General features: G+C 60.0%; 20 protein-coding genes and 1 pseudogene. 2 read left to right on the top strand and 19 right to left on the bottom strand.

The features are described from left to right. On the bottom strand, positions 1-201 hold a 201-nt coding region (gene tnpB / locus BG61_RS40355; protein WP_152565243.1), incomplete at its 3' end, for an IS66 family insertion sequence element accessory protein TnpB. Beyond that, on the bottom strand, positions 198-632 hold the full coding sequence (tnpA, locus tag BG61_RS25880) for an IS66-like element accessory protein TnpA (protein ID WP_051672785.1): 435 nt from the start codon (positions 630-632) through the stop codon (positions 198-200). The genes tnpB and tnpA, both read right to left, overlap by 4 nt. Before the next feature lie 302 nt (positions 633-934). Here tnpA and BG61_RS25885 point away from each other — a divergent pair. Next, positions 935-1,132: pseudogene (locus BG61_RS25885) on the top strand (IS21 family transposase); the annotation flags it as partial. A gap of 688 nt (positions 1,133-1,820) precedes the next feature. Here the strand turns inward: BG61_RS25885 and BG61_RS39385 are convergent. The 12 genes from BG61_RS39385 to rfbB all read right to left on the bottom strand — a co-directional run bounded on the left by BG61_RS39385 (position 1,821) and on the right by rfbB (position 18,397). Continuing rightward, entirely contained in the window at positions 1,821-3,506 is a 1,686-nt protein-coding gene (locus tag BG61_RS39385; protein ID WP_161783699.1) for a class I SAM-dependent methyltransferase, read from the bottom strand. Positions 3,507-3,523: 17 nt separating this feature from the next. Further along, positions 3,524-6,757, bottom strand: coding sequence for a glycosyltransferase (locus tag BG61_RS39390; RefSeq protein WP_051672787.1), 3,234 nt, complete (start codon positions 6,755-6,757; stop codon positions 3,524-3,526). A 91-nt stretch (positions 6,758-6,848) separates the two neighbouring features. After that, positions 6,849-7,814: a glycosyltransferase family 2 protein gene (locus BG61_RS25900; RefSeq protein ID WP_035942390.1), complete on the bottom strand. Its 966-nt coding sequence runs from the start codon at positions 7,812-7,814 to the stop codon at positions 6,849-6,851. After that, complete coding sequence (locus BG61_RS39395) at positions 7,811-11,662, bottom strand: glycosyltransferase (RefSeq protein WP_161783700.1); 3,852 nt, start codon at positions 11,660-11,662, stop codon at positions 7,811-7,813. The genes BG61_RS25900 and BG61_RS39395 overlap by 4 nt, the downstream gene beginning before the upstream one ends. 82 nt (positions 11,663-11,744) lie before the next feature. Next, on the bottom strand, positions 11,745-12,494 hold the full coding sequence (locus tag BG61_RS25910; RefSeq protein WP_035942392.1) for an ABC transporter ATP-binding protein: 750 nt from the start codon (positions 12,492-12,494) through the stop codon (positions 11,745-11,747). Next, positions 12,491-13,303: an ABC transporter permease gene (locus BG61_RS25915; protein WP_035942394.1), complete on the bottom strand. Its 813-nt coding sequence runs from the start codon at positions 13,301-13,303 to the stop codon at positions 12,491-12,493. The genes BG61_RS25910 and BG61_RS25915 overlap by 4 nt, the downstream gene beginning before the upstream one ends. Further along, positions 13,290-13,799: a GNAT family N-acetyltransferase gene (locus BG61_RS25920; protein ID WP_035942395.1), complete on the bottom strand. Its 510-nt coding sequence runs from the start codon at positions 13,797-13,799 to the stop codon at positions 13,290-13,292. Before BG61_RS25920 ends, BG61_RS25915 begins: the two co-directional genes overlap by 14 nt. Next, positions 13,796-14,926: a DegT/DnrJ/EryC1/StrS family aminotransferase gene (locus BG61_RS25925; protein WP_035942396.1), complete on the bottom strand. Its 1,131-nt coding sequence runs from the start codon at positions 14,924-14,926 to the stop codon at positions 13,796-13,798. Before BG61_RS25925 ends, BG61_RS25920 begins: the two co-directional genes overlap by 4 nt. Positions 14,927-14,953: 27 nt before the next feature. After that, positions 14,954-15,505: a dTDP-4-dehydrorhamnose 3,5-epimerase gene (rfbC, locus tag BG61_RS25930; RefSeq protein WP_035942398.1), complete on the bottom strand. Its 552-nt coding sequence runs from the start codon at positions 15,503-15,505 to the stop codon at positions 14,954-14,956. Next, positions 15,502-16,383 (bottom strand): glucose-1-phosphate thymidylyltransferase RfbA, encoded by an 882-nt coding sequence (gene rfbA, locus BG61_RS25935; protein WP_035942400.1) that lies wholly within the window; start codon positions 16,381-16,383, stop codon positions 15,502-15,504. Before rfbA ends, rfbC begins: the two co-directional genes overlap by 4 nt. Positions 16,384-16,422: 39 nt before the next feature. Beyond that, the gene (gene rfbD, locus BG61_RS25940) at positions 16,423-17,352 is read right to left on the bottom strand and encodes a dTDP-4-dehydrorhamnose reductase (protein ID WP_035942402.1); all 930 of its coding nucleotides are present in this window, start codon (positions 17,350-17,352) and stop codon (positions 16,423-16,425) included. Beyond that, positions 17,345-18,397: a dTDP-glucose 4,6-dehydratase gene (rfbB, locus tag BG61_RS25945; protein ID WP_035942404.1), complete on the bottom strand. Its 1,053-nt coding sequence runs from the start codon at positions 18,395-18,397 to the stop codon at positions 17,345-17,347. Before rfbB ends, rfbD begins: the two co-directional genes overlap by 8 nt. A gap of 343 nt (positions 18,398-18,740) precedes the next feature. Between rfbB and BG61_RS25950 the strand changes: the two genes are divergently transcribed. Further along, positions 18,741-19,583, top strand: coding sequence for a symmetrical bis(5'-nucleosyl)-tetraphosphatase (locus tag BG61_RS25950; RefSeq protein WP_035942405.1), 843 nt, complete (start codon positions 18,741-18,743; stop codon positions 19,581-19,583). On the opposite strand, the gene BG61_RS25955 is transcribed toward BG61_RS25950, so the two are convergent. From BG61_RS25955 to ruvX, 5 genes are read right to left on the bottom strand one after another with little or no spacing between them, the layout of a single operon-like run. Further along, positions 19,580-20,416 (bottom strand): lysophospholipid acyltransferase family protein, encoded by an 837-nt coding sequence (locus BG61_RS25955; RefSeq protein ID WP_035942406.1) that lies wholly within the window; start codon positions 20,414-20,416, stop codon positions 19,580-19,582. The two genes, BG61_RS25950 and BG61_RS25955, sit on opposite strands and share 4 nt — an antisense overlap. 2 nt (positions 20,417-20,418) lie before the next feature. After that, entirely contained in the window at positions 20,419-21,696 is a 1,278-nt protein-coding gene (locus tag BG61_RS25960; RefSeq protein ID WP_035942407.1) for a dihydroorotase, read from the bottom strand. Positions 21,697-21,743: 47 nt separating this feature from the next. After that, positions 21,744-22,799 carry an aspartate carbamoyltransferase catalytic subunit gene (locus BG61_RS25965; protein WP_035942408.1) on the bottom strand — a complete coding sequence of 352 codons (1,056 nt, stop codon included), beginning with the start codon at positions 22,797-22,799 and terminating at the stop codon, positions 21,744-21,746. Between the two features lie 43 nt (positions 22,800-22,842). Then, a complete protein-coding gene (pyrR, locus tag BG61_RS25970; protein ID WP_035942410.1) occupies positions 22,843-23,358 on the bottom strand; it encodes a bifunctional pyr operon transcriptional regulator/uracil phosphoribosyltransferase PyrR in 516 nt (171 codons plus the stop codon). After that, the gene (gene ruvX / locus BG61_RS25975) at positions 23,345-23,791 is read right to left on the bottom strand and encodes a Holliday junction resolvase RuvX (protein WP_035942412.1); all 447 of its coding nucleotides are present in this window, start codon (positions 23,789-23,791) and stop codon (positions 23,345-23,347) included. The genes pyrR and ruvX overlap by 14 nt, the downstream gene beginning before the upstream one ends. Positions 23,792-23,797 lie beyond the last annotated feature (6 nt).

Here is a 23,797-nt window from a genome sequence, read left to right on the forward strand (position 1 = left end):
ATGGGGGAATTTGACCGACCGCCGGGGCCATAAAATCTTGATGAGGTCACCGCGACGCCCACGAAACAGGAAGATGTGGCCCGAGAAGGGGTCACGTCCGAGTGTCGACTGCACCAGTGCGGCAAGTCCATCCATGCCACGGCGCATATCGGTGACGCCCGCTGCCAGCCATACGCGGGTACCGCCTGGCGGAGCAATCATGCTGGCATCAGGCAGCGCAGCACGAGGCGCAACTGCATTGGATCGACCATACCCGTGACGCGCACACGGGCACCGTTCAGTTCGATCTCAATGCCCGACGCTGCCGGTACGCTGTCGCGATGTGGCTCGACCGGCTGTACTACCATAGAAGACGGTTCGGTCTTCTCGCCTGCCGGTGCATCAGGCAGGGCAACGGGCAGCAACACTGCTGTGCCGTGCGCCACCGCGTCAAACGGGCCCGCCCGCAGTTGCCGGCGCCACTTGAACACCATATTGGGATTCAGTCCGTGCGCCTGCGCGAGCTTGGCCACCGAAATACCCGGCTCGCTGGCCGCGACGGCAACTTGCCGTCGGTACTCCGGTGCGTAATTCGGTCGGCCCTTGCGGTTCGATGGTCTCGCATCCCGTGTGTCCAAAGTAGTCCCCACCACTTGAAGTAACGGGCACCACTTTGGACACCGGAACCAGCTCTGTCCATACGGCCTTCAAATGACGCTTACGATGTGAACCGTCACTGTCTTGAAGCGCGCGAGCTCATAGGGCTGTGCCGGCAGCGGCTGCAGTGCCGGCGCGTCCAGCTGGGCGAATGCGCTGGCGCGACATCCCGGCAGCGCTCGGCTTTAATGCTGCCCGAGATTGCGAGGCTAAGGATTGGCGTTGCGCATGGCATCAACTACGCGGGCTATGCTCGCCGGCTTTTGCCGGAGAGAGCATGCCCGCGCACCGGATGAACATGCGCATGATCAAGGACGTTTTACGACTTAAATTCGACGGCGGCTTCTCGCACGATCGGATCGCCGCGTCTCTGGGCATATCCAAGGGCGTGGTCACGAAGTACATAGGACTGGCCGGTGCCGCCGGGCTGGACTGGGCAAGCGCCTGCGATATGGATGAAGGCGACCTCGAGCGGCGGCTTCTCCAGTCAGCACGCAGAACCCCGTAAGAAATAGCGCCAGACTCTGGTGATCGGACAGCCGCACCGGGATGAATCCAATCGGAAACAGCGTCGCCGAAACGACGAAAACTACCTCGGCGGGCTTGAGCGTCGCGTTATTGCGAGTATTCAGATCGCGCGGCGAAAAACGGCGCAGCAGCGTGAGGCCCGAGTAGATCAGCAGCAAAAGGAACAGGACGTTTAAAAACAGCGTGATATAGCCTGCAATAAACTCATCATCAGTGAAGAGAAAGGGGATTGCGTAATAGAGCACAATTCCGATTGGCCGATAAGCGTGATAGCACGTGCTAGCGACATCGCTATCGCCGGTCAGAAAGTGGGCGCACGCCGTCGCGACATCGAAATACTGTTTTGCATCGCCAATCGAAGGAAAGTTCATGTCGCGCGTGGATGGAGCACTATTGCGAGGTATTCTGCGAATTGTACAACACCCTCTTCCGGGCATTGACAAAGCAACCATACCGAAATTTGCTTGCGACAGGGCCACGAGTATCGGACGCTCGCGCCCGACTTACCGACATGCTAGAGCGCTTTCCCCCACGTCCCTCCAGCGCGAACTCAGAACGATCGTAGGCTCGCGGCACGCGAAGCAAATCCCTCGCCGTTACGGAAACTCAATCTATCGTCGCGGCACCGAGATTTTCCTGATGTCGATGGGCTATTGTCACGACCAGCGACACAAAATGGAACGCTTTCTTGAGCCGCGTCCCCGACGTACTTCAATCGGAAAGATGGGCGACGACGCCGCCGGACTGAATAACCGTAGCTCGATCGGCTCTTGACTACTGAGCGCGAGACCTTCCAATGAAAAACGAACGGGTCCGTGATCCCAGCTGTGATCGAGCGAGATAGTCTGGTGAAATACGATCCGATCGCCGCCAGTGACGATTTCCACGCCAATTGAATCCGCCAGGTTTTTCACGGCCACATGGACACCGATCTCCAGCGTGCGCGGGTTCCCTATGCCTGGGCGCAGGCTATAGGCGTTGAACGGCCTGCCCCGCAGGTCGTCGCCCAATACGACGCGTGCGCCCGCCGATATCGCACCGAGCAAGCCGCTGAATGCAGGCGGAAGATTTGGAGCGAGATTGTCGCCGCCGCGGAACCAGTTCGTCAGGCGGACGACTCGCCTCCTCTTATAAAGAAGGGCTTCATTCGACCAGCTGATGGCGTCCGCCCATGCCTGATGCAATAAAACGCTCTGCATGCTGACCGTGGCACTCGCATGCTCGACCGCGCGGGCTTGCTCTTTAAGTGACGCGGTAAGATGTCCGTTTTCGTGCCTCTGACAATCGAGCGCGCGCCTTGCGGCCGCGAGTTCGTTTTGTTGTCGACGGTATTCGGCTTGCTGTCGATCCAATGAGTCACGGGTGGCCGTTACTTGCATGGCGAGTTGCTCCAGCTCTGCCCGCATTCTCGACATCTCGCTGTCGGCGAGCCGCCGTGCGTGTCCGACTTCCGCTGCAGCCACCTTCAGGTCGGCGATCTCAATCGTGTTTCCGGCGATAGCGGAATGCATTTGCGCCAGTCGGCCATCCATCTCCGCACGCACTTTCGAGCGCGAATCTTCGATGGCCACGCAGGCCCGATGCAAGTCGTCCACGCGGCTAACCATGGCGGCATCCGGCTGCAAGAGCTCGCCCAGCGCCGATTTGATCTGCTGCATCACGGGGGCGCGCGTGCCTTGTTGCGCGATGAGCGTCGCATCTTTCTTGCGGCGTTCGTTGATGAAGGCCGGCTCAAAAAAGCTCATCGTCTCAATTTCTTCGCGAACAGCTTCGTCGGAGGCGTCAGACTTCTTCCATACGACCAGTTGACACACCATCTGATCGCAGACGTCCCACATGTGGCGCCGCGCGAACAGCTTGTTCTCCTCCGACAGGCCGAGGAATTCGGGAAAGTAGAAAAACTCCAATCCCGCGAGTCTGAAGTCGACGCCGAGATGCGAATTGTCGGATTCCGCCAAGCCCCAACTCACCGCGTGAGGATGCCAGTACTGCGCCGAGTCCGTACCCGCCGTCCGCGAAGATGTGAAGAAGCGCGCCGTGTGCTCGTTGAACGGCACGATGTGATACGGATTGGCGACATTGAGCTTTTGTTCGAAGTAAGGCGCGATGATGCAAATCTGCGCTCCGTGCTTGCAGATTCGATACAGCTCCTTCATCGTCGCGGTGATATCGGCGACATGCTCAAGCGAGTGTGACGCGACGATGAGGTCCACGGAGTCGTCCTCGAAAGGAAGACGCTTGTTCAAATCGGCAACCACGTCCACACCCGGCATGGGCGCGCGATCGACTCCGATGAATCCCGGCGACTTCGCGAGCCCGCAGCCCAGGTCGACTTTCACCATATCCTTCTCCAATGTATTCATTTGATTTGCCGCTGCACAGCTGTTGCCAGCGCAGCCGCATGTTTGCGCGCGCTCTCGATACCGAGAAGGGCGTTAGCACGAGCAAGCTCCGCTCGCAGACGCGACACATTCGCTAAGCTTGTCGTGGTGTCAGTCGTCAACGCATTCCGGTTCGCCGCATGACTGCGCGCACGCGCCGCATCTCCATAAAGCTTGAACAGCGCCGACGAAACCGAAGTACCCGCGCATTCCGCGCAGACCACCTGGAAAGCAAGTTCGACACGCGCGGCCCGCTGTTCCTCGCTCAACGAGCAGGCTTCGCGCAGCCCGCGCGAAATCTCCGCAACACTGTTATCGCGCAACAGCACGCCGGTCGCATCCGATACGACTTCCGCGATCCCCCCGACTGCAGGTGCCACGACCAAGACACCGGCCGCCATTGCTTCGAGAATGACTTGCGGCAATGACTCCCAGTCGCTTGCGCACAGGAGGATATCGAGCTTGAGAAACTCGCTGGCTACGTCCCGACGGAAACCGTGGAAACGGACACGGTCGCTTACACTGTATTCCGACGCCATACGTTTGCAGTCGTCAACATATTCTGGGAAAAATTGCGTGTAACCGTATATATCCAGTTCTACATTGAGCCCTTCCTTCTGCAACCCGCCAAGGGCTTCGATGGCCTGCAACTGCCCTTTGCGAGCCTGCACTGTGCCGAATAGTCCGATGCGCCACGTTCTCGTCGTGTCGACGGAATCCAGCTTCGATCGACCCTCCGCAAAAAACTCCTGCGGGACATGACTGCGAATGCAATAGCCAGGCGTCCCGAGTAACCATGCCCAACGATTGGCATACAGAAGGGAATCCGAATGTACGGCGTCACAGTGTTCGGGCAGCACCGGTTCGACCGAACTGCTTTCGACCGCATACAGCGACGTGACATGCGGAACGTCGAGCTGACGTGCCGCACGTGCGACCTCTTGCAGTAACGTGACCGAATGGACGAGAGCAATCTCGTTTTCCGTCAGCCATTGCACACTCGTATCGACGGCATCGAGATCGAGTTCGCGCACCAATGGCTCTGTTTCGCACCGAAGCGGCAGAAAGTCGACATCGAATCCGCGCTCGCGAGCGTAGCGCCGGACCTCGTGATCGGAGTCCTGAGATGATACGGGAAGAACAATGACGGGTTCGAAGCCGTAATGCGCCGAGATACGTGCATGCCTGAACAGATGATTCTCCGCGCCGCCGAGGTACGAACTGTGGAATACGAAAGCAATTCGAGGCTTGCGAACGTCCGGTCGACGCAAGATTGCGTGCAGCGTCGCCGCATCGAGCGCGGCGCGAAGCGCGTCGGCCTGAACTTCTGATGTAAATCGCTGCTGCACGACGAGCCGGGCCGCGTGGACCATGAACGAGCGTTCATGGGCGACGGAATCGATTGCACGGGCCAGAGCGTTGGTCCAGCCGTCCACCGAGTTCGCACATTTGAATCCGGTTCGCCCGTCCTCGACAACGTTATAAGGTTCGACGTCGGAATACACACCAAGCGCTTGAGCTGCGGTGATCTCGAGAAACTTGATCGGACATTTCGCTCGCTTCGCCCTTTTCTCGGCAAACAAAGGGGCGAGCATGATGTCGAATCCTGCGGACATCAAGCGGCCGAGATATTCCTCGTAGCTCGACGTGAAGGGCTCGTGGAAGAATGGACTCTTCAGTTGGTCGATCCCCTGCGGCTTGAAGCCCCAGAAATGAATCTCAACCTTGTCACGGTAACGATCACTGATTTCAACGAGGGCAGGCCAAAGCGCCGCGAATTCTTCTTCCCGCGCTCCGCCCCCCGCGAACGCGATCTTCAACGGCCCGTCGTCATCCTTCGCTGGCCGCAATGGCCGCTTGAGCCATTTTTCCCGGATGTTCGTGGAAAGCTCCACGACACAATCCGAATGGGCAGATGCCGACTCTGTCATTACTGGCGAGTAGGTCAGCACGAGATCTGCCTGCGACATAAGCCCGGTAATTATCTCGTAGCAGGGCGCACCGGGCGCGATGTAGTCGAACACCGGGCTGACCTCATGCAATGACAGGAGATCGTCGTCCATCAAGAACATGCACGCCTTCCCCGCATCCTTCGCGTACTTCATCCAGTGTGGCGCCGGATGATTCATCGTGCGGTGGAAGATCACAACGTCGGTGGCATCGATTGCGCTGGCAGTCAACTGCGCGGTGGGAACATACGAGAATTCGAAACTGTCCGCGAGTCGTTGAGTCAAGTTGCCGATCGTGATGTCAATCGTCGAATCGAAATGCTCTTTTGTCACGATGACATGCCGCAGCCGGCGTACCGCATTCGCCGGCGACAACATCACGTCGCGCCGCCGGGCGAAATAAGGCGCAACGTAAATGCGCCAGATCTCGTCGATCTTGCGGGGACCTAGCGAAGTGAAAGGCTCGAGCGAGTCGACCTCGTAATCTCCGAGCCTGTCAGGCGTCAACAGATGATCGCGCGTGCGTCCGGACATGAACCGCTGCAGGAAAGGATCGTACTCAACGGTCTTTCCGAGCGAATTGTCCTGCCAGGCATCCACCACGCTGACGATCTCGTCTACGTGGATGAAGCGCGTCTGCTTCGCCCATCGCAGCCAGAGATCCCAATCGCACGAGCGCCGCATCGCTAGATGCACGTCATAGCCGCCGTGGAGGACGAACATCGAACGACGATGCATTAGCGCGTTATTCGCGATGCAGTTACCTTCCACAAGCTTGTAGTAGAGGAATTCCGAACCAAGTTTGAATTCACTTCCTTTCAATTTGCAGAGAGCGGTGCCGTATGCCACGCCGCAATTGGGGTTCGCATCGAGCGCGCCGACTAGCGACGACAAGCAACTCGCCGTCCAGACGTCGTCATCGAACTGATATGCGCAGTACTCCCCACGGGCGAGCATGAGTCCCTCGTTGACTCGCAACGCCGGCAAACCAGAATTTCGCTCATGTCGGACGTGGACGACTCGGGGATCTTTCGCCACATAGGCGCTCACGACTTCCGCTGTTGAATCGAGTGAGCCATCGTCGATCACCAAGAGTTCGAAATCCGTGTAATCCTGCGCGATGACTGAGTCTATGGCACGGGCAAGCATTCCATTATCGCCGCGGCAATAAGTTGGCAATATCACAGAAACACGCGGCTGGACGGATCTTTCGGGATGCGCGGTTATCTGCTGGTCTTGCAAGAAGAAAGCTGCTTTGAGCATGTTTCAAACCCCCTCGTCATGCCCGCATGGCGTCGTGAGCCCGGACATCATGGATCTGCATAGAAAGACTGGCGATGACTACTTTGGCGGATCACGCGTTCAGCGCACCGCTACGACCTGCAAATCCATCGATCAGACCACACCCCATCTTCCGCAGCCTCGCACCTCGCGGTGCAACGCCCAAGCCGAAGAAGACAATCGACCCGAGGAGCCGGACGGTCAAAAAGAGACGCCACGTGAAGGGCATCCGAAGTTGTCTTAGGATCAGTACCGTATTGCGGCACACGTAGTAGTCTCGCACTGGCGAGTGCACGAACACCTCTCGCCACCGTCCCAACCATACCGGAACAATGTCGTCGCCAAGCGAATGCGTAAGGTGCGCGTCGCATGCGCCATAGAGTCTGTAGCCGAGCGCGGCCGCGCGCAAACACCAATCGGTGTCGACGTGATCGATGAAAAGTCCCTCATTCATACCCCCGACGTCCCGGAACACGTCGAGACGCGTCATCGTTCCCGAAGAAATCAGGAAGTCGACGGGCATCGCGGTGCATCCATTCTCGCAAGCATCGCGGCCGATCCAGAAACGCCGCGCACGCACGAATCGTCCGCGTGTGCCGGTGCGCTTGTCCAGGATCAGCGGCCCAACCGCGCCCAAGCGCGTACCCTGCCGCCGTACACCAGCATCAACCGCGAGCAGGCGCTCGACCATGTCGGGCCCGGGAATGCTGTCGTGATCGAGAAACAGCAGGAAATGGTCGTTGGAAGGCGTGGCGTCGGCGTCGCGCACGGCCACCGCGACACCGTGATTCTGCGCCGCCGCAATGCCAAGATTAACTGCGAGCGTCTCAAGCACGCAGGCATGACGCGCAGCGAGCGTCGCGAGTTCGGTCACGGTGCTCGCGACCGAGCCGTTATCTACGATGACGATGCGCTCGACTTGCGGTCTCAGCGCGGTGAAGATCGAGTCGAGCGTCGCCGCGTTCGGATTGAACGTCACCACAATCGCCGACACCCGCGCAATTTCAGCCGCTCCTTCGCAGTGTGCCAAGCCGCTCATCTATTGCGCTCCTGCTCACCGACCGACCTTGGCCGCGGGGCGCCGCTCAGCCCCACACGCGTGCGGCTCATAAGCATCAACAGCTTCACGCGGACGCGTTCCATCAATTGGCGCGACTGAATGGAAATTTTCGCCGCGAACTTTACCTCGGTCACACGCCCCGCTTTGGCGCTCTCACACGCGAAGTCCAGCAGCACGACGCGCCAACGCTCGGCGACGATACCCTGTGCGTAGTTCATCTCCACGTCCTCGAAAGCGCGTCGCGCGATTCGCGCGCGCAAATCCGTGTCGACCACGAGACGCTCCAGCGCGTCGTACCACGACTGCACCGTGTGCTCGACGAGCACTCCTGTCTCGCCGTCCACGACGCACTCCTTGTAAGGGGACGTATTTGTATAGATGCCGGCAATCTTGAGGGCGCCGTACTCGCGGTACTTGTTGTTGGTCTTGTAGCGATTCGCCTCAGAACCCGTCATGGGCGCAATGCCGATATCGAGCGCATACGAAGCCTTTAGCGCGATGAACTCGGCATAGTCCGCCACTGGCTCGATGAACGTCACGCGCTCGCGGCCCAGTAGTTCGGGGGGACAATAGCCGAAGAACACGAGCGACACGTACGGATAGCGCGCAATCAGGCGCTCGAACGCCGGCAGGATTTCGATGAAGTCGTCCGCGCGCGTGATGCTGCCAGCGAAGCCCACGCGCACCTCGCCCGGGCCCTTGTTGCTGGGATCGAGGGGACTGCCGATCAACGAAAAGTCGAATGGCGCGTTGAGGCATTCGATGCTCACACCCGGGAACTTCTTTCGGATGTATTCGCCAAGAAGCGGCGAATTCACGATTACCGTTTTCGCTGACCTTATGATCTGCCGTAGCGCGGAGCGCACTGGCTCGCACTGGTAGTATTGCGCGACCGGCGAGTCGCCGCGCAACTCCCAGAAGTTATCGTCGATATAGTAGACATACGGAATCTTGTGCAAATTGAGCCATTCCACCATCGGCAAAGCGGCCGGGCTCGAGACGCGGCTCATGACAACCGCGCCGCCATCGAGAAGCAGATCCGGCGTGAAGTCAGTGATCAGGATTTTTTGCACTGTTCCGGTATCTCCGAGCGCCTCCTCGATCACGCGCTGGATGATGAAGTTGGTCGGAATATCGCCTTCGATGATGAACTTGACGTCTACGACCGAGGGAGCAATTTTTTCCTCGACGCCAATCAACCGTCGCGCCGCCTTCGCGCGAGCGACAACCAGCTCCTTTTCCGACGCTTCCTGCAGCATCATGAACGGCGACGGCTGGGCATAGAACATGTTGAAGCCCTTGCGGTTTACGAGTTCGTACACGTAGACGGGCGTCGCAGAGCGGCACTTCAGCCGTACGCGCCACACGCCCGGCTCGGCGATGCGTACCAGATCAAGCGGAAATGAAACTGGTTGCGTCAGATCGACATTTCCGAGCGCGCGCGTGGAACGCGCGACGATCGCACCTTCGGGCGAAAGCAGTTCGACTGTGACCTTGCCTTCCCTGGGGCCGTCCGTGACGATGGCGAAGCTCACGCCCGAATACGTTCCGGCGGTCAACCTCGCCTCGTACTCGTGGTAGCTCTTGTCGTGCAGGCTGTCGCTGAATTCGAGTGTTGCGCCACGGCGTTTCCATCCATGCGCCAGGGATGCTTTCTGCATTGGCCAAAACGCGGGACTGCAGAAGTTCCAGAGATCGGCGGGACGTGCCAACACCCGATGCCGCCATGAATAACGGCGCCCACGCCGTAGCGCGAGCAGTTCATCGGCATTGCGCCGCAGCGCAAGGGCGAGGCTCGTGGCGTTCGTGCTCTCTGCCACGGGTGCGACGCGGGCGTGCTCAAGCGCGAGCACGCGGCGGTATTGCGTGTGCCACGAAGGAGTGCCGCCCGCCGCTTTCACGAGCTCGCGCAGCACATTCACATTGGCCTCGCCCGAGAAGTTGGTTTCGCAGTACCTGCGGTTCCGCTCCTTAATTACTTCTGCATCGACCCGACCATCGACGATGTCGCGCAACACGCGATACCACGACTCGAGCTCGAAGGGCTTCTCGACCATGACGGAAATCGAGTGATCGATCTCCTCGCCGTAAGGCTCGATGTCTGGAATCACCGCCACGGCGCCCAGGAGACGTGCCGCCAGAAGCGGATGACGAGTCTTGTAGGAGTTGTTTTTCGTGTCGCTCGTGGCGAGCAACATGTAATCAGGCGCATAGCGCGCGAAGCGGCGCAGGACGTGGACATAACCGTGGTCCCACGGCACCAGCGTGACCCGCATCAACGACGGCAGGCGTTCCAGCACTTCGCTTTCGCCGCCCAGCGCAGGCGCGACAAAGTGGATCCTGGCACCCTCGCTAGCCACGCGGGCCAGCGCAGGAATGAGCAGTTCCCAAACGCCCTTCGAGCGATGCAGACCACCCATGAACGCAAAAACGATTTCGCCAACCCTACGCTCGCACGTACCGAATGCCGCGCGCATGCGCTCCTGCTCGTGAATGCTGATTCCGACCGGGAAATTGAGCAAACGCTTATGCAAGTCATGCTGACGAAAATACTCCTCGAGCCGCGGGCTGCTGAGCAACACGCCATTGAAATCCTTGAGTGCTTCCCGAAACGGATCATGCGAGAAATCCTCACCGGGCATGAACGCCTCGCCGAGTTGCGAGAGCAGCGGCATGTTGTCGTCGAGGAAGTAGTAGGTCGGGATCTTCAGCGCACGCGCTGCGTCCAGCCAACTCTGATACTGCCGCACCCCGCGCAGCACGACGAGCATCGACGCACGCATCAACGCGTCAACGTGCTGCGTCGCGAGATGATCGACCACGCGCACGCGTCGGCCGAACGGCGCGCCCAGCAAGTCGAAGTAAAGTGCGGTCGAGGCGTCGTATTGGACGGTGACGACAAGGATGTAACCCTCGTCGATCGGATCCCATGAAGTATCCGCTGCCAGCGCGGCCGGAAGCTCGGGGTCGCCTTCGGCTGCCAGCGCAAGGCAGGCGTCGCGGGTCGGCGCGCCGTGCGTCGGGTCGGGAGCATGAATGTCATACTCACCGATGCGCGCAAGCATAAGGCGATCGTTGCGCTCGGTGCGCATCCATTCCTCCACCGCCCAGTGATCCATACGCTTCGCGCTCAGCGTCTCGGGCGTGACATGCCGCGTGCCGACCGCGACATCCAGCGGTTTCAGCTCGAAATGCTCCACAAAACGGCGCCAGAAATCCCACTCCGACGCCTCGGCCAGCAGCGCGTGTGGATCCAGAAAACCGATTGCCTCGATCACGCGGCGCGGAATTAACACGGTATTGCGCGCGATGAAGTTATCGACGCGCAGCATGATCAGTGACTGCGAGCGGTTTGGCTGGGGCAGCGTGCGGGCCTCGCCGGCGGCTTCGTCGATCCAGACTGTATCCACGTACCCGAAACCGAACGTGTTCGCCTCCGAGGGTTCGGCGGTCAACAGCGCTTCAAGCGCTTTTGGCTCGAACTCGTCCTCTTCTCGCGCGAGCACGATTCGATTCGCGCGAGCATGCCGATAGGCTTCGACCCAGCCCACGGCTGGAATGCCAATCGTGCGCTGATGCCGCAGCACCCTGATCCGAGAATCACGCGCCTGCGCCGCCGAGAGCCATTCGCTGATACGCTCGTCGGAGGTATCGTCAATGACGATCAGTTCGATCGATGCCAGCGTCTGGGAAGTGACGGATTCGACCGCGCGCAGAAGCGCCTTTCGCTCGCAGGGCGAAACGAACAACAAGACGGAGACATCGGGAAGGGCCGATTGGGTTTGACCCGCCTTCTGCGTGTCGCGGATAACGGTTTCGAATTTCATTGGATGCTCCGCCTTGCCCACGGATGGATAGTTGCCCGACTTCGGCGACCGGCCGCGCCCCCCGAACGGCATTAGAGCCGAGTTATTGGCCAGCCTTGTTTTCATACTCCGCGAGCACGCGCTCGGCCGGTCCGTCCATGACGATCTCCCCCTTGCGCAACCAAATCACGCGTTCACAGAAGGACTTCAACATATCGAGGCTATGACTCGAAAAGACGAGAATCTTTCCCTGCTCCATGAATTCAAGCATCCGACGCTTCGCCTTGTTGGCAAACTGAACGTCACCGGCGCCCATCACTTCGTCGAGCAGCAAGATCTCCGGGTTGATCGCAGTCGACACCGAAAACGCAAGACGGATAAACATGCCGGCCGAATAGGTCTTGACCGGATAGTCGAGAAATTCTCCGAGTTCGGAAAAATCACCTATCTGCTGAATTCGCTCTTCTACTTCCGCGGGTGTAAGCCCGAGCAGCATTCCGCGAATGCGGATGTTGTCCCAGCCGGTCTGCGTCATCTCGAATCCCGTTGCGAGCTCAAACATCGCCGAGACGTGACCATTGATCATGGCCTCCCCAGAGGTTGGAGGGTAGATGCCAGCCATTACCTTCAGGATGGTGCTTTTTCCAGCGCCATTGAGTCCGATAAGCCCAACTCTCTCACCGTGGTCGATATCCAGGGTCACGCCTTTGAGCGCGTGCACGATACGCTTCTCGGGTTTATCCGACTTACGTCGCAGCACGTTTAGTACCGTGGATTTCAGACTGTCGTGCCGCGCCGAAACATCGAACCTCACGCCCACATCGCGCAAGCTGATCTTCAGATTTTCCTTCATAGCACGTACACGATGCGTTGCGACATCTTCCTGACGACCAGCGTTGCAATGATGCCAGCGACTACGCAATAACCTAGCGCGACATACACCACTTCCATTGGAGGCGCATCACTATTAAGCAACGGATAACGCACGATCTCGATGAGGTAATACAGCGGATTGAACATATACACAAAATCAAGCCCCCGCTCCTTCAGCATCGTTCCAGTGAAGATTACTGGGGTGAGATAGAACGCAATTTGAATGAGGCTGCCCAGAAGGTGTGGCAAATCGCGGAAGCGTACGCCGACGTGCGCCACGATTACGATGTGAAAGAAATTGATGATCACAAAAAGTATGAAGCCCGGCACTGCCCAAAGCGCACCAGGGCCGACTGGACGTTTATAAAGCGCCATGCAGACGAAGAACACGACCAGTCCAATCGCGAAAACGATCGTGTACGGCACAATTGCGCGATATAGATATATCGTCTTGGGAAAGGGAAATTGCTTGATGTAGCCTTCCGCCGCAATGAAGGCCATTGACCCCTCGACCAGCGACGACGAGATAAACGTCCAGATCACAATGCCCAATGTCAGAAACGGCAGGAACTCGTTCATCGGCTGATGAAATAGGCGCCCATAAATCAGACCTACCGCCCCTATAACAGCGGCGAGATTGATCAGAATCCACGCGGGGCCTAGCGCAGAGCTCCTGAAGCGGCTTTTGACGTCCTGCAGGCCCATATGAAGCCATACCCGCCAAAGCTTTGCAGCGCTGACGAACTCCGCCAGAGACGGACGCGCGCTGGCGCTGTTATACGTGATCATTGAGACTCCGCTCCATTCTTATCAACCCTTCCACAGCCTCCTGCTGCACGAAGCCGAGTGCTTCGTAAAGGGCCCGGGCGCGCGCATTGGTCTCGATTGCTTCGAGATAGACTGAACGCAACGCCAGTTCCGACGACGCGAACCGCATCAGCGCCTCTATCCCCTGACGCATCAATCCCTGACCCTGATACTCAGGGGAAACGACGAAACGACCGATCTCGGCCGTGCGCTTCACATTATCGATCGAATAGATAGCCACTTGTCCCACCTTGCCGCCCGTCGCCACATGTTCGACAACGAAAACAAGATCGTCCGATTTTTCGCAATAGCGGAGAAACCAGTTGTGATGCGACTCCCACTCCAGCGGCGCGGGGCTCTTGAACTGCTGGCGCACGCCGTCCCGATTACGCCATGCAAGCGTGTCACGAAGATCGCTTTCCGCGAGCATGCGTAACCGGACAGCGCCATAGATATACGGCGCGTGGATATGCTTCATTCGGCGGCGTACTGACGGACCAGCGAGGTGACGAGCTCCACGTCCCTGCGGGAAATGCCCATGTGCATCGGCAGCGACAGAATCTCCGTGCTCGCCTTGTGCGCATTCGGGCATTGGCCCTTTCCGCTCGCGTACATACGGTATTCCGTATTATCGCGATAGTGCACACCCGGATAGACTTCGTGCTCGTTCAACGCGAGCATCAACTCGTCACGGTTCTTCACACGGATCTGAAAGAGGTGGCGCGACGACTCGCATCCCTTGGTGATCGAAACCAAGCGAATGTTGTCGTGACCCGACAGCAGTTCTTCATACCAGTTAGCCAGTTGTCGACGGTAGGAATTGTCGTTGTCCAAGTATTTCAGTTGCACGAGCCCGATCGCCGCCATGATGGAGTTGCCGTGATACTTGTATCCGACCTCTTCCACATCGTACATCCACTTGTATGCACCCTGCGATGCCGTGCGCGCATACGTGTCCTTGTTGATGCCGAGCCAGCTCATCTTGCGCACGCGTACATCATCTTCTTCATCCTGGAAGCAGATCATGCCGGAGTCCGCAGTAGGCAGATTCTTGACCGCCTGGAAACTGAACACGGTCGCGTCCGCGTCGTGCCCGACATGCCTGCCTTCGAAGCGCGTACCGGACATGTGCGCCGCATCGAGGACCATCTTGATGCCGCGGTCGCGACAGAGCTTGAGCACCTCGTGGTACTGACCGACGTTGCCGCCCACGCCAACAAACACGATCGCGCGCGTTTTTTCGGTGATGCGTGAGGCGACGCTTTCGGGGTTAAGGCACAGCGAATCGTCGACGTCAGCGAATACAGGGGTCAGGCGTGAATACAGGATCGCATGGTTTGAAGACACAAAGGTCAAAGGCGTCGTGATGACTTCGTCGCCATCGGCCCAGCCAAATTTGGTCTTGAATAGCTCAAGCGCAAGATGCAGTCCGACCGTATTGGAACTCAGATAGTGCGCGTGGGAAAGACCCGTGTATGCCTTCCAGGCTTCCTCGAACTGATTCGTCTTGAAGCCAAGTCCAGTCCAGCCCTTGACCAGGCATTCCCGAATTTCTTCCAGACATTCATCCACGCGAAAGTTGGGTACAAACAATTGAATAGCCACGTGCTTCTCCTAATTTATATAGATTGTTCAGTCAAACAATTCTGCTTGGGCAAACGAAGAAGCCGCGTCATCCTTTTTGGACAATATTGGCTTGATATCGGAAGGCCACTCAATACCGATCTCAGGGTCGTCCCAGCGAATCGACCGCTCGAACTCGGGTGCGTAGTAATCCGTGGTCTTGTAAAGAAATTCAGCGGAGTCCGAAGTCACGACAAAACCGTGCGCGAAGCCCTTCGGTATCCACAGCTGGCGTTTGTTTTCCGCGGATAGTTCGACACCGACCCACTTGCCAAAGGTCGCGGATTTCTTGCGAATGTCAACGGCGACATCAAATACGGCTCCGACGATCACCCGCACCAGTTTGCCCTGCGGTTGCTGAATCTGATAATGCAGGCCTCGCAGTACGTTTTTCACCGAACGTGAATGGTTGTCCTGCACGAACTCGGTGTTCACGCCTGTCGCTTCACGAAACTGCTTCGCGTTGAAACTTTCGTAGAAGAAACCGCGTTCATCGCCGAAACTCTTCGGCTCGAGAATGAGCACTTCCGGAATGCCGGTGGAAATTGCTTTCAAAGTCATGCAACCGCCTCTTTGAAAATACGTTGGAGATACTGTCCATATCCGTTCTTCGACAGCTCGGACGCGAGCATTTCCAGTTCTTGTGCGGAAATCCAGTGATTTCGGAAAGCAATTTCCTCGGGACACGCCACCATGAGGCCCTGCCGCTTTTGAAGCGTGGCAATGAAGATAGCAGCCTCCTGCAGCGAGTCATGCGTGCCCGTGTCGAGCCATGCGTATCCCCGGCCCATGATCTCCACATTCAACGCCTTGTTGCGAAGGTAGTGGAGATTGACGTCGGTTATCTCCAGTTCGCCGCGCGCCGACGGCTTGATCTCCGCCGCGATATCGCACACCTGGTTGTCGTAAAAGTAAAGGCCCGTCACTGCGTAGTTCGATTTTGGGGCGCGAGGCTTTTCTTCTAGCGAAAGCGCGCGAAACTTCTCGTCGAACTCGACGACACCGTAACGCTCGGGATCCTGCACATGATAGGCGAACACGGTGGATCCCTTGTCGATTGCAGAAGCACGCTGCAACTGACTAAAGAGATCGTGGCCGTGAAAGATGTTGTCGCCAAGAATCAGTGTCGACGGATCATTGCCGATGAAGTCGCGGCCGATAATGAATGCCTGCGCGATTCCATCGGGACTTTCCTGCACCGCGTATTGGAGGTTGATACCCCAGCGGCTGCCGTCGCCAAGCATTTCGACGAAACGTGGCGTGTCCTGCGGAGTGGAAATGATCAGGATGTCTCGCATGCCCGCCAGCATCAGCGTGCACAAGGGATAATAGATCATCGGCTTGTCGTACACAGGCAAGAGCTGCTTCGACACCGAACGCGTGATCGGATAGAGGCGCGTTCCTGATCCGCCGGCAAGGATGATGCCTTTTCGTTTCATGGTGTTTCTCTCAGTTGATATCGCTCGGCGACGTCGTGCTCAATGCAGGGCGTCTTTCGCTTCGACTAGTTGAGCCAGCAGTTCGCGGACACCTTCACGCCAGTCCGGCAACTCAATACCGAGCGCTTCGCGAAGCAGCGAAGTATCAAGGCGCGAATTGGAAGGTCTTTGCGCAACCTGTTCGTAATCGGCCGAAGCAATACTCTTAATGCGATCGCGCGTCGCACGCACGGATACGCCCGCCTCGACAAGCGTGTCCACGATGAAACGCGAATACTCGTACCAGTTCGTCTCCCCCGAGGCGCTCAGGTGGTACAGGCCAGGCGTCATCGGTTTTTCATTTTTTAGGTAAGCACGGACAGCATGCGCCGTCACGTCTGCAACCAGCGCGGCCGCAGTCGGTGCTCCGCATTGGTCGAAAACGACCGAGAGCGAATCTCGTGTCTGCGCCGCGCGAGCAATCGATTTTACGAAATTCGCGCCACGCAGCCCGTAGATCCAGCTTGCCCTGAATATGTAATAGTCGCCGCCGGTTTCGATGACTGCCCTCTCGCCCGCAAGCTTGGTTCTTCCGTATTCAGAAATCGGTTTGGCCTCATCCTGCTCCGTATAGGGCCGCGCGGCCTTGCCGTCGAAAACGTAGTCAGTCGAATAGTGCACAAACAACGCACCGATCGCGCGCGCCTCTTCCGCAAGGGCACGCGGACCTTCAGCGTTGACGGCATGAGCCAATTCAACCTCGGTTTCCGCCTGATCGACAGCAGTATATCCACCCGCGTTCACTATTACGTCGGGCTTAACCTTCCGCACGGTGGCGACAATCTGCTCTACCGAAGCCAAGTCACATTCACGCCGCGTGACCGCAACTACGCTACCGAGCACGGCCAGACTCCGGCGCAACTCTGTGCCTACCTGGCCTCCAGCGCCTGTAATCAGAATCACCGGCACAGCGTCCTGATGCTCACTCATTGTTGAGCGACTCCAACCGCCGGTAAGCGCCCGAGGCGACGTCCTGCCACCATGAACGATGCGTCAGATACCACTGCACTGTCTTGCGCAGGCCCGTCTCAAACGTCTCCGCAGGTTTCCAGCCAAGCTCACGCTCAAGCTTGCGGGCATCAATGGCATAGCGCTGATCGTGACCGGGACGATCCTTCACGAATTCGATCTGGTCGCGGTAGGAGCCGCTCGACTTTGGCTCGAGTTCGTCAAGCAGATCGCACAGCGTGTTGACCACATCGATGTTCGTCTTTTCGTTCCAGCCACCGATGTTGTACGTTTCACCGGATACGCCTTTTTCGAGAACGCGCCGAATCGCCGAGCAGTGGTCGCCGACGTAGAGCCAGTCACGAATGTTCTTGCCATCGCCGTAGACGGGCAACGGTTCCCCAGCGAGGGCGCGCGTGATCACAAGCGGGATGAGCTTCTCGGGGAAATGATAAGGGCCGTAGTTGTTCGAACAGTTGGTCGTAAGCGTGGGCAGGCCGTAGGTATGATGATACGCGCGCACAAGGTGATCCGACGCCGCCTTCGAGGCCGAATAAGGGCTGTTGGGCGCATAAGGAGTGGATTCGGAGAATTGGGGGTCCGTCGCACCCAGTGAACCGAATACCTCATCCGTGGACACCGCGAGAAAACGGAACGCGGATTTTTCACTTGGCGAAAGCGCGCTCCAATACGCCCGGCCCGCCTCGAGCAACGTGAACGTGCCGACCACATTCGTCTGCACGAAATCCGCGGGCCCATGAATCGACCGGTCGACGTGGCTTTCCGCCGCAAAATGCAAAATCGCGCGGGGTTTGTGCTCGGCGAGCAGTGTGTCCATCGCTGCGCGGTCGCAAATGTCGGCACGCGCGAAGACATGCCTTGCGTCGCCCCGCAAGGACTTGAGCGTTCCGAGATTGCCCGCATACGTCAGCTTGTCGACGTTGAGAACCGCTTCATCGGAGCCCTGCAGCCAGTCAAGCACAAAGTTGGCGCCGATAAACCCGGCGCCGCCCGTCACGAGAATCATAGAAGCCCTCTGTTTTTAGTCGGCTCGCGCGAAACACTTACCTGAGCCAAACCGCCGAATGTGGAAAATTTTGCGCCAATATTTGACGCGCGGCCTAAATTCTGGCAATTCCGACCGTCTAAAACATGCCAGTACCGTCTTGGTTAGACGGTGATTATAAAGCCCCCGAATGCAAAAACTACACGCCTAACAACTTGAAACAGGTCAACGCCGACGGTTGCAAACTTGTGACGACGGACAATTGCGAACACGCTGCCAATCTCCAACCGCGTTTCGCGCACTGCTTCATAATGCTTCGCGACCTTCTGACTTTCCGCGCAACAATGCGCGAAACGCCCTTCCCATGACCGACCCACGCACTCCCCCGCCCCTCGTCTTCGGCGACCTCCAGGGCTGCCGCGATCCCTTCCGGCGGCTCCTGCGCGAAGCCGCGCCCACCGACGACACCCCCCTCTGGTTCGCGGGCGACCTGATCAACCGCGGCCCCGAGTCGCTGCGCACGCTGCGCGACGTGATCGCGCTCGGCAACCGTGCCACGGTCGTGCTGGGCAACCACGACCTGAACCTGCTCTCCGTCGCGGCGGGCCTGCGCAAGCCGAAAAAGGGCGACACGCTCGACGAGATCCTCGCCGCGAGGGACGCGGACGATCTCATCGACTGGATTCGGCACAAGCCGCTCGCGCACTTCGAGAACGGCATCCTGATGGTTCATGCCGGCGTGCTGCCGCAATGGGATGTGACGCTGACGCTGGAACTGGCTCACGAGCTGGAGCGCGCGCTGCGTGCGCCGAACTGGAAGGAGACTCTGGCGTCGCTCTACGGCAACGAGCCGCATCGATGGGAGGAGTCGCTTACGGGCGCCGATCGCCTGCGCGTCACCTACAACGCGCTCACGCGCATCCGCTTCTGCACGGCCGAAGGCGCGATGGAGTTCGCGAACAACGGCGGCCCGGAAGCCGCGCCGCCCGGCTACATGCCGTGGTTCGAAGTCCCGGGACGCCGCACGGAAAACGTGACGGTGGTGTTCGGCCACTGGGCGGCGCTCGGCCTGATGGTCCGCGACGACGTGATATGCCTCGATTCGGGCTGCGTCTGGGGCAACAGGCTCTCGGCGATGCAACTCGCCGCCGACCCCGCCGAACGCGTTCTCACGCAGGTGAGCTGCGCGCGCACGCCGCCGCGCTAACCCGCGGGCTCGGGCGGCCGCTGCGACGAAAGCGCTTCGTCGGCCTTGCTGGAATCGAGCTCTGTGATGTCCGCCTGCCCGGCTCGCGGCGCGACCGCCTCGCCCTGCATGCGCCGCAGGGCCGCGTCGACGGCGGCTTGCGCCTCGCTTGCCAACAGCCTCCGGTCAGCACCGGGTGCGAGCGGATCGCAGACATACAGATGCGCCGTCAGCGGCCCGCCACGCAACAGGGCGTTCAGCGAATCGGCGAGCGTCATGTCGTCGATATAAGCGGGCGCGACCGACTGTGCGCCGCGCGCGTCCTCATACATCAGGCAAATCGGCTGCACCGGACACGACGCCGACACCGCTGCCTGGAACATGTTCGCGTGAAACGGCAGCAGCTTTTCGCCGCTCGAGGTCGTGCCTTCCGGGAACACGCACATCAGCTCGCCCGCCATCAGACGATTCGCGAGCTCGTGCATGATCCGCTTCGCGTCGCTGCGTTTCTCGCGCTGGATGAACACGGTGCCGAGCTGCTGCGCGAGCCAGCCGACGATCGGCCACTTGCGGATCTCCGCCTTCGAGACGAACGGCGTCGGCCGCCACGCGTTGATCACGTAGATGTCGATCCACGAAATGTGATTGCCGACCACCAGCACGCCGGCATCGAGCCGCGCTTCGTCGTTATGGACGACGAGCTTCATGCCCGCGAGCCGCAGCATCTTCAGCGACCACGCGCGGTTGAGTTCGCTGCGTTCCTGCGCCGGGAGGCGCGGAAAACGCGTCGCGACGATCCACATTCCGCTGAGCAGGTGGCCGACGAGACGGGCCTTGCGGAGCGCGAGACGCATCGTCAGCGGGCTTCGTAGGCGAGATGGCCGGACACGATCGTCGCGCGCACGCGGGCCGGCAGCTCGTAGCCGAGGAACGGCGAGTTGTGCCCCTGGCTCTTCAGCTTGCGCGGATCGACGAGCCATTCGGCCGCCGGATCGAAGATGCACAGATCCGCGATCGCGCCCGCGGCGATGCGCCCGGCGGGAAGCTTCAGCACGTCGGCGGGCGCGGCGGTGATGCGCGAGAGCGCCTTCGCGAGCGGCACGTTCGCCTCGCGCGCCCACTTCACGGTGAGCGACAGCAGCAGTTCGAGCCCCGTCGAGCCCGGCGTCGCCTCGGCGAAGGGCAGCAGCTTTTCGTCGTCGTCGAGCGGGGTGTGATCGGAGCAGATCGCGTCGATCGTGCCGTCGGCGAGGCCCGCGCGGATCGCTTCGCGATCGCGCTGCGAGCGCAGCGGCGGGTCGAGCCGGAACTGCGAATCGAAGTAACCGATGTCGATGTCGGTCAGATGCACGTGGTTGACCGTGACGTCGCACGTCACCGCGAGCCCCTCGGACTTCGCGACGCGCACGAGCCCGACGCCCGCCGCCGACGACAGATGCGACAGATGCACCCGCGCGCCGGTCACGCGCATCAGCTCGAAAATCGTGTGCAGCGCGATGGTTTCCGCCGACACCGGCACGCCCGACAGCCCGAGCCGCGACGCCACCGCGCCGCTCGCCGCCACGCCGCCGCTCGCCATGTATGCGTCCTGCGGGCGCAGCCACACGGTGTAGCCGTAGGTGGTCGCGTATTGCAGCGCGCGCAGGAGCGTGCGCGTATTTACGATCGGCGTATCGGCCTGCGAGAAGCCGATGCAGCCCGCCTCCGTCAGCTCGACCATTTCCGTGATCGCCTCGCCCTTCAGCCCGACCGTGAGCGCGCCGAGCGGATAGACGTGCGCCTGATGCAGTTTCTGCGCGCGGAACTTGAGCATCTCGACGAGACCGGGCTCGTCGAGCACCGGATCGGTGTCCGGCGGGCACACGAGGCTCGTCACGCCGCCCGCCATCGCCGCAGCCATTTCGGATTCGAGCGTCGCCTTGTGCTCGAAGCCCGGCTCGCGGAGCCGCGCGGAGAGATCGACGAAGCCCGGCGCGACGGCGAGGCCGGTCGCATCGATGGTCTTCGCCGCGTTGAAGTCGGCGGGCGCGTCGCCGATCGCGACGACCCTTCCCGCCGCGATGTACACATCCGCGCGGCGTTCGGTGCCGGCGGCCGGATCGATGAGCGTGCCGCCCTGAATCTGGATCTTCATGTTTTCTTCTTCAATCGCGCGTTAGTTGCTGCACTTAGTCGCTGTACTTAGTCACTGTTGCCCGCGACGATGCCCATCACGGCCATGCGCACCGCGATGCCGAACGTCACCTGGTTCAGGATCACCGACTGCACGCCGTCGGCCACTTGCGAATCGATCTCGACGCCCCGGTTCATCGGCCCCGGATGCATCACGATCGCATCGGGCGCGGCGAGCGCGAGACGCTCGGGCGTGAGACCCCAGCTCTTGAAATACTCCTGCGCGGACGGCAGCAGCGCGCCGCTCATGCGTTCGTTCTGCAGCCGCAGCATGATGATCACGTCGACGCCCTTCAAGCCTTCGTCGAGGTTGTGATACACCTGCACGCCCATCTGTTCGAGGTTGCTTGGCAGCAACGTGCGCGGGCCGATCGCGCGCACTTCGGGCACGCCGAGCGTGGTGAGCGCGTGAATGTCGGAGCGCGCAACGCGCGAATGCAGGATGTCGCCGACGATCGCCACGCGCAGCTTCGTGAAGTCGCGCTTGTAGTGGCGGATCGTGTACATGTCGAGCAGCCCCTGCGTCGGGTGCGCGTGGCGGCCGTCGCCGGCGTTGATCACGTGCACGTGCGGCGCGCAGTGCTCGGCGATCAGATACGGCGCGCCGCTCGACGCGTGGCGCACGACGAACATGTCGGCGTGCATCGCGGAGAGGTTGTTGATGGTATCGAGCAGCGACTCGCCCTTGCTCGTCGACGACGCGTTGATGTTCAGGTTCAGCACGTCCGCGGACAGGCGCTTCGCGGCGATCTCGAAGGTCGTGCGGGTGCGCGTGGAGTTTTCGAAGAACAGGTTGAACACCGATTTGCCGCGCAACAGCGGCACTTTTTTCACTTCGCGGTCGGTGACGCTCACGAACTGCTCGGCGGTGTCGAGAATATGCGTGACGATCGAGCGCGGCAGCCCTTCGATGGTAAGCAGGTGTTTCAGTTCGCCATTCTTCGTGAGCTGCGGATTACCTTTGAGAAAGCCGTACCTGAACGTGTCGGATGCGCGCGCGGCGCCCTTGTCCTTATCCTTGTCCGGCGCGTGGCCTTCGGCGGAACCCTGGGTGTCAGTGTTCATTTCGATCCTGGGAATGTTTCGATGTATTGCTGCGGCCCGGCGTTCAAGCGTTGCGCGCTTCGGTCGTGAAGGTCAGCGTGCCGTCGTCGCGCTGCGCGAGCACGAGATTCATGTCGGCGGGCACGTCCACCACGCCGCCCACGAAGCGGGCCGCCACCGGCAGTTCGCGGCCGCCGCGATCGGCGAGCACGGCGAGATCGACCGACGCCGGGCGGCCGTAATCATAAAGCTCATTGACCGCCGCGCGCACGGTGCGCCCGGTCGACAATACGTCGTCGATCAGGACGATCCTGCGGTTGTCCACTTCAAACGGCAGCGAGGTCGGGCTCGCTTGGCTGTGCAGGCCCTTTTTCGCGTAGTCGTCGCGATGCAGCACAACGTTCACCACGCCGAATTCCTTCACGTTCAGATCCTTCGCGAGACGCGCCGCGAGCCACACGCCGCCGCTGTAGATGCCGGCAAGCACCGCGCCGTCCGGTTTCGTCAGCGACTCGCCGTGCGCCGCGCGAATCTGGTCGAGGAGCGCGCGATAGAGCGCCTCGGCGTCAATGGAACTCATGATCGTCGGGAAGTCCGTCTAGGAATTGTTGGAGGATGATGCGGGCCGCTTCGGCGTCGATTTCGTCGAAGCGGCCGCGTGCGTTCACGCGCGCCCCGCTCTTCTTCAGGTCGGCCCGGGCTTCGACTGACGAATAGCGCTCGTCCACCCAGCTGACCGGTACATTGAAGCGTCCGTTGACCTGGTTGCCGAAGCGCTTTGCCTGGCCGGTCATCTCGTGCGGGGTACCGTCGGGATGCAGCGGCAGGCCGACCACGACGGCTTCGGGTTTCCACTCGTCGATCAGCTTGCCGACCGTCTCGAAGCGGTATTCGCGGTTGCGGTTCTCGAGCACGAGAAGCGCGCGCGCCTGGCGCGTCAGCGTATTGCCGACGGCGACGCCAATGCGTTTCTCACCATAATCGAATGCCAGGAGAGTCGCAGCACGACTCATGCGTGG

This window comes from Caballeronia glathei (assembly GCF_000698595.1).
Classification (GTDB): Bacteria; Pseudomonadota; Gammaproteobacteria; order Burkholderiales; family Burkholderiaceae; genus Caballeronia; species Caballeronia glathei.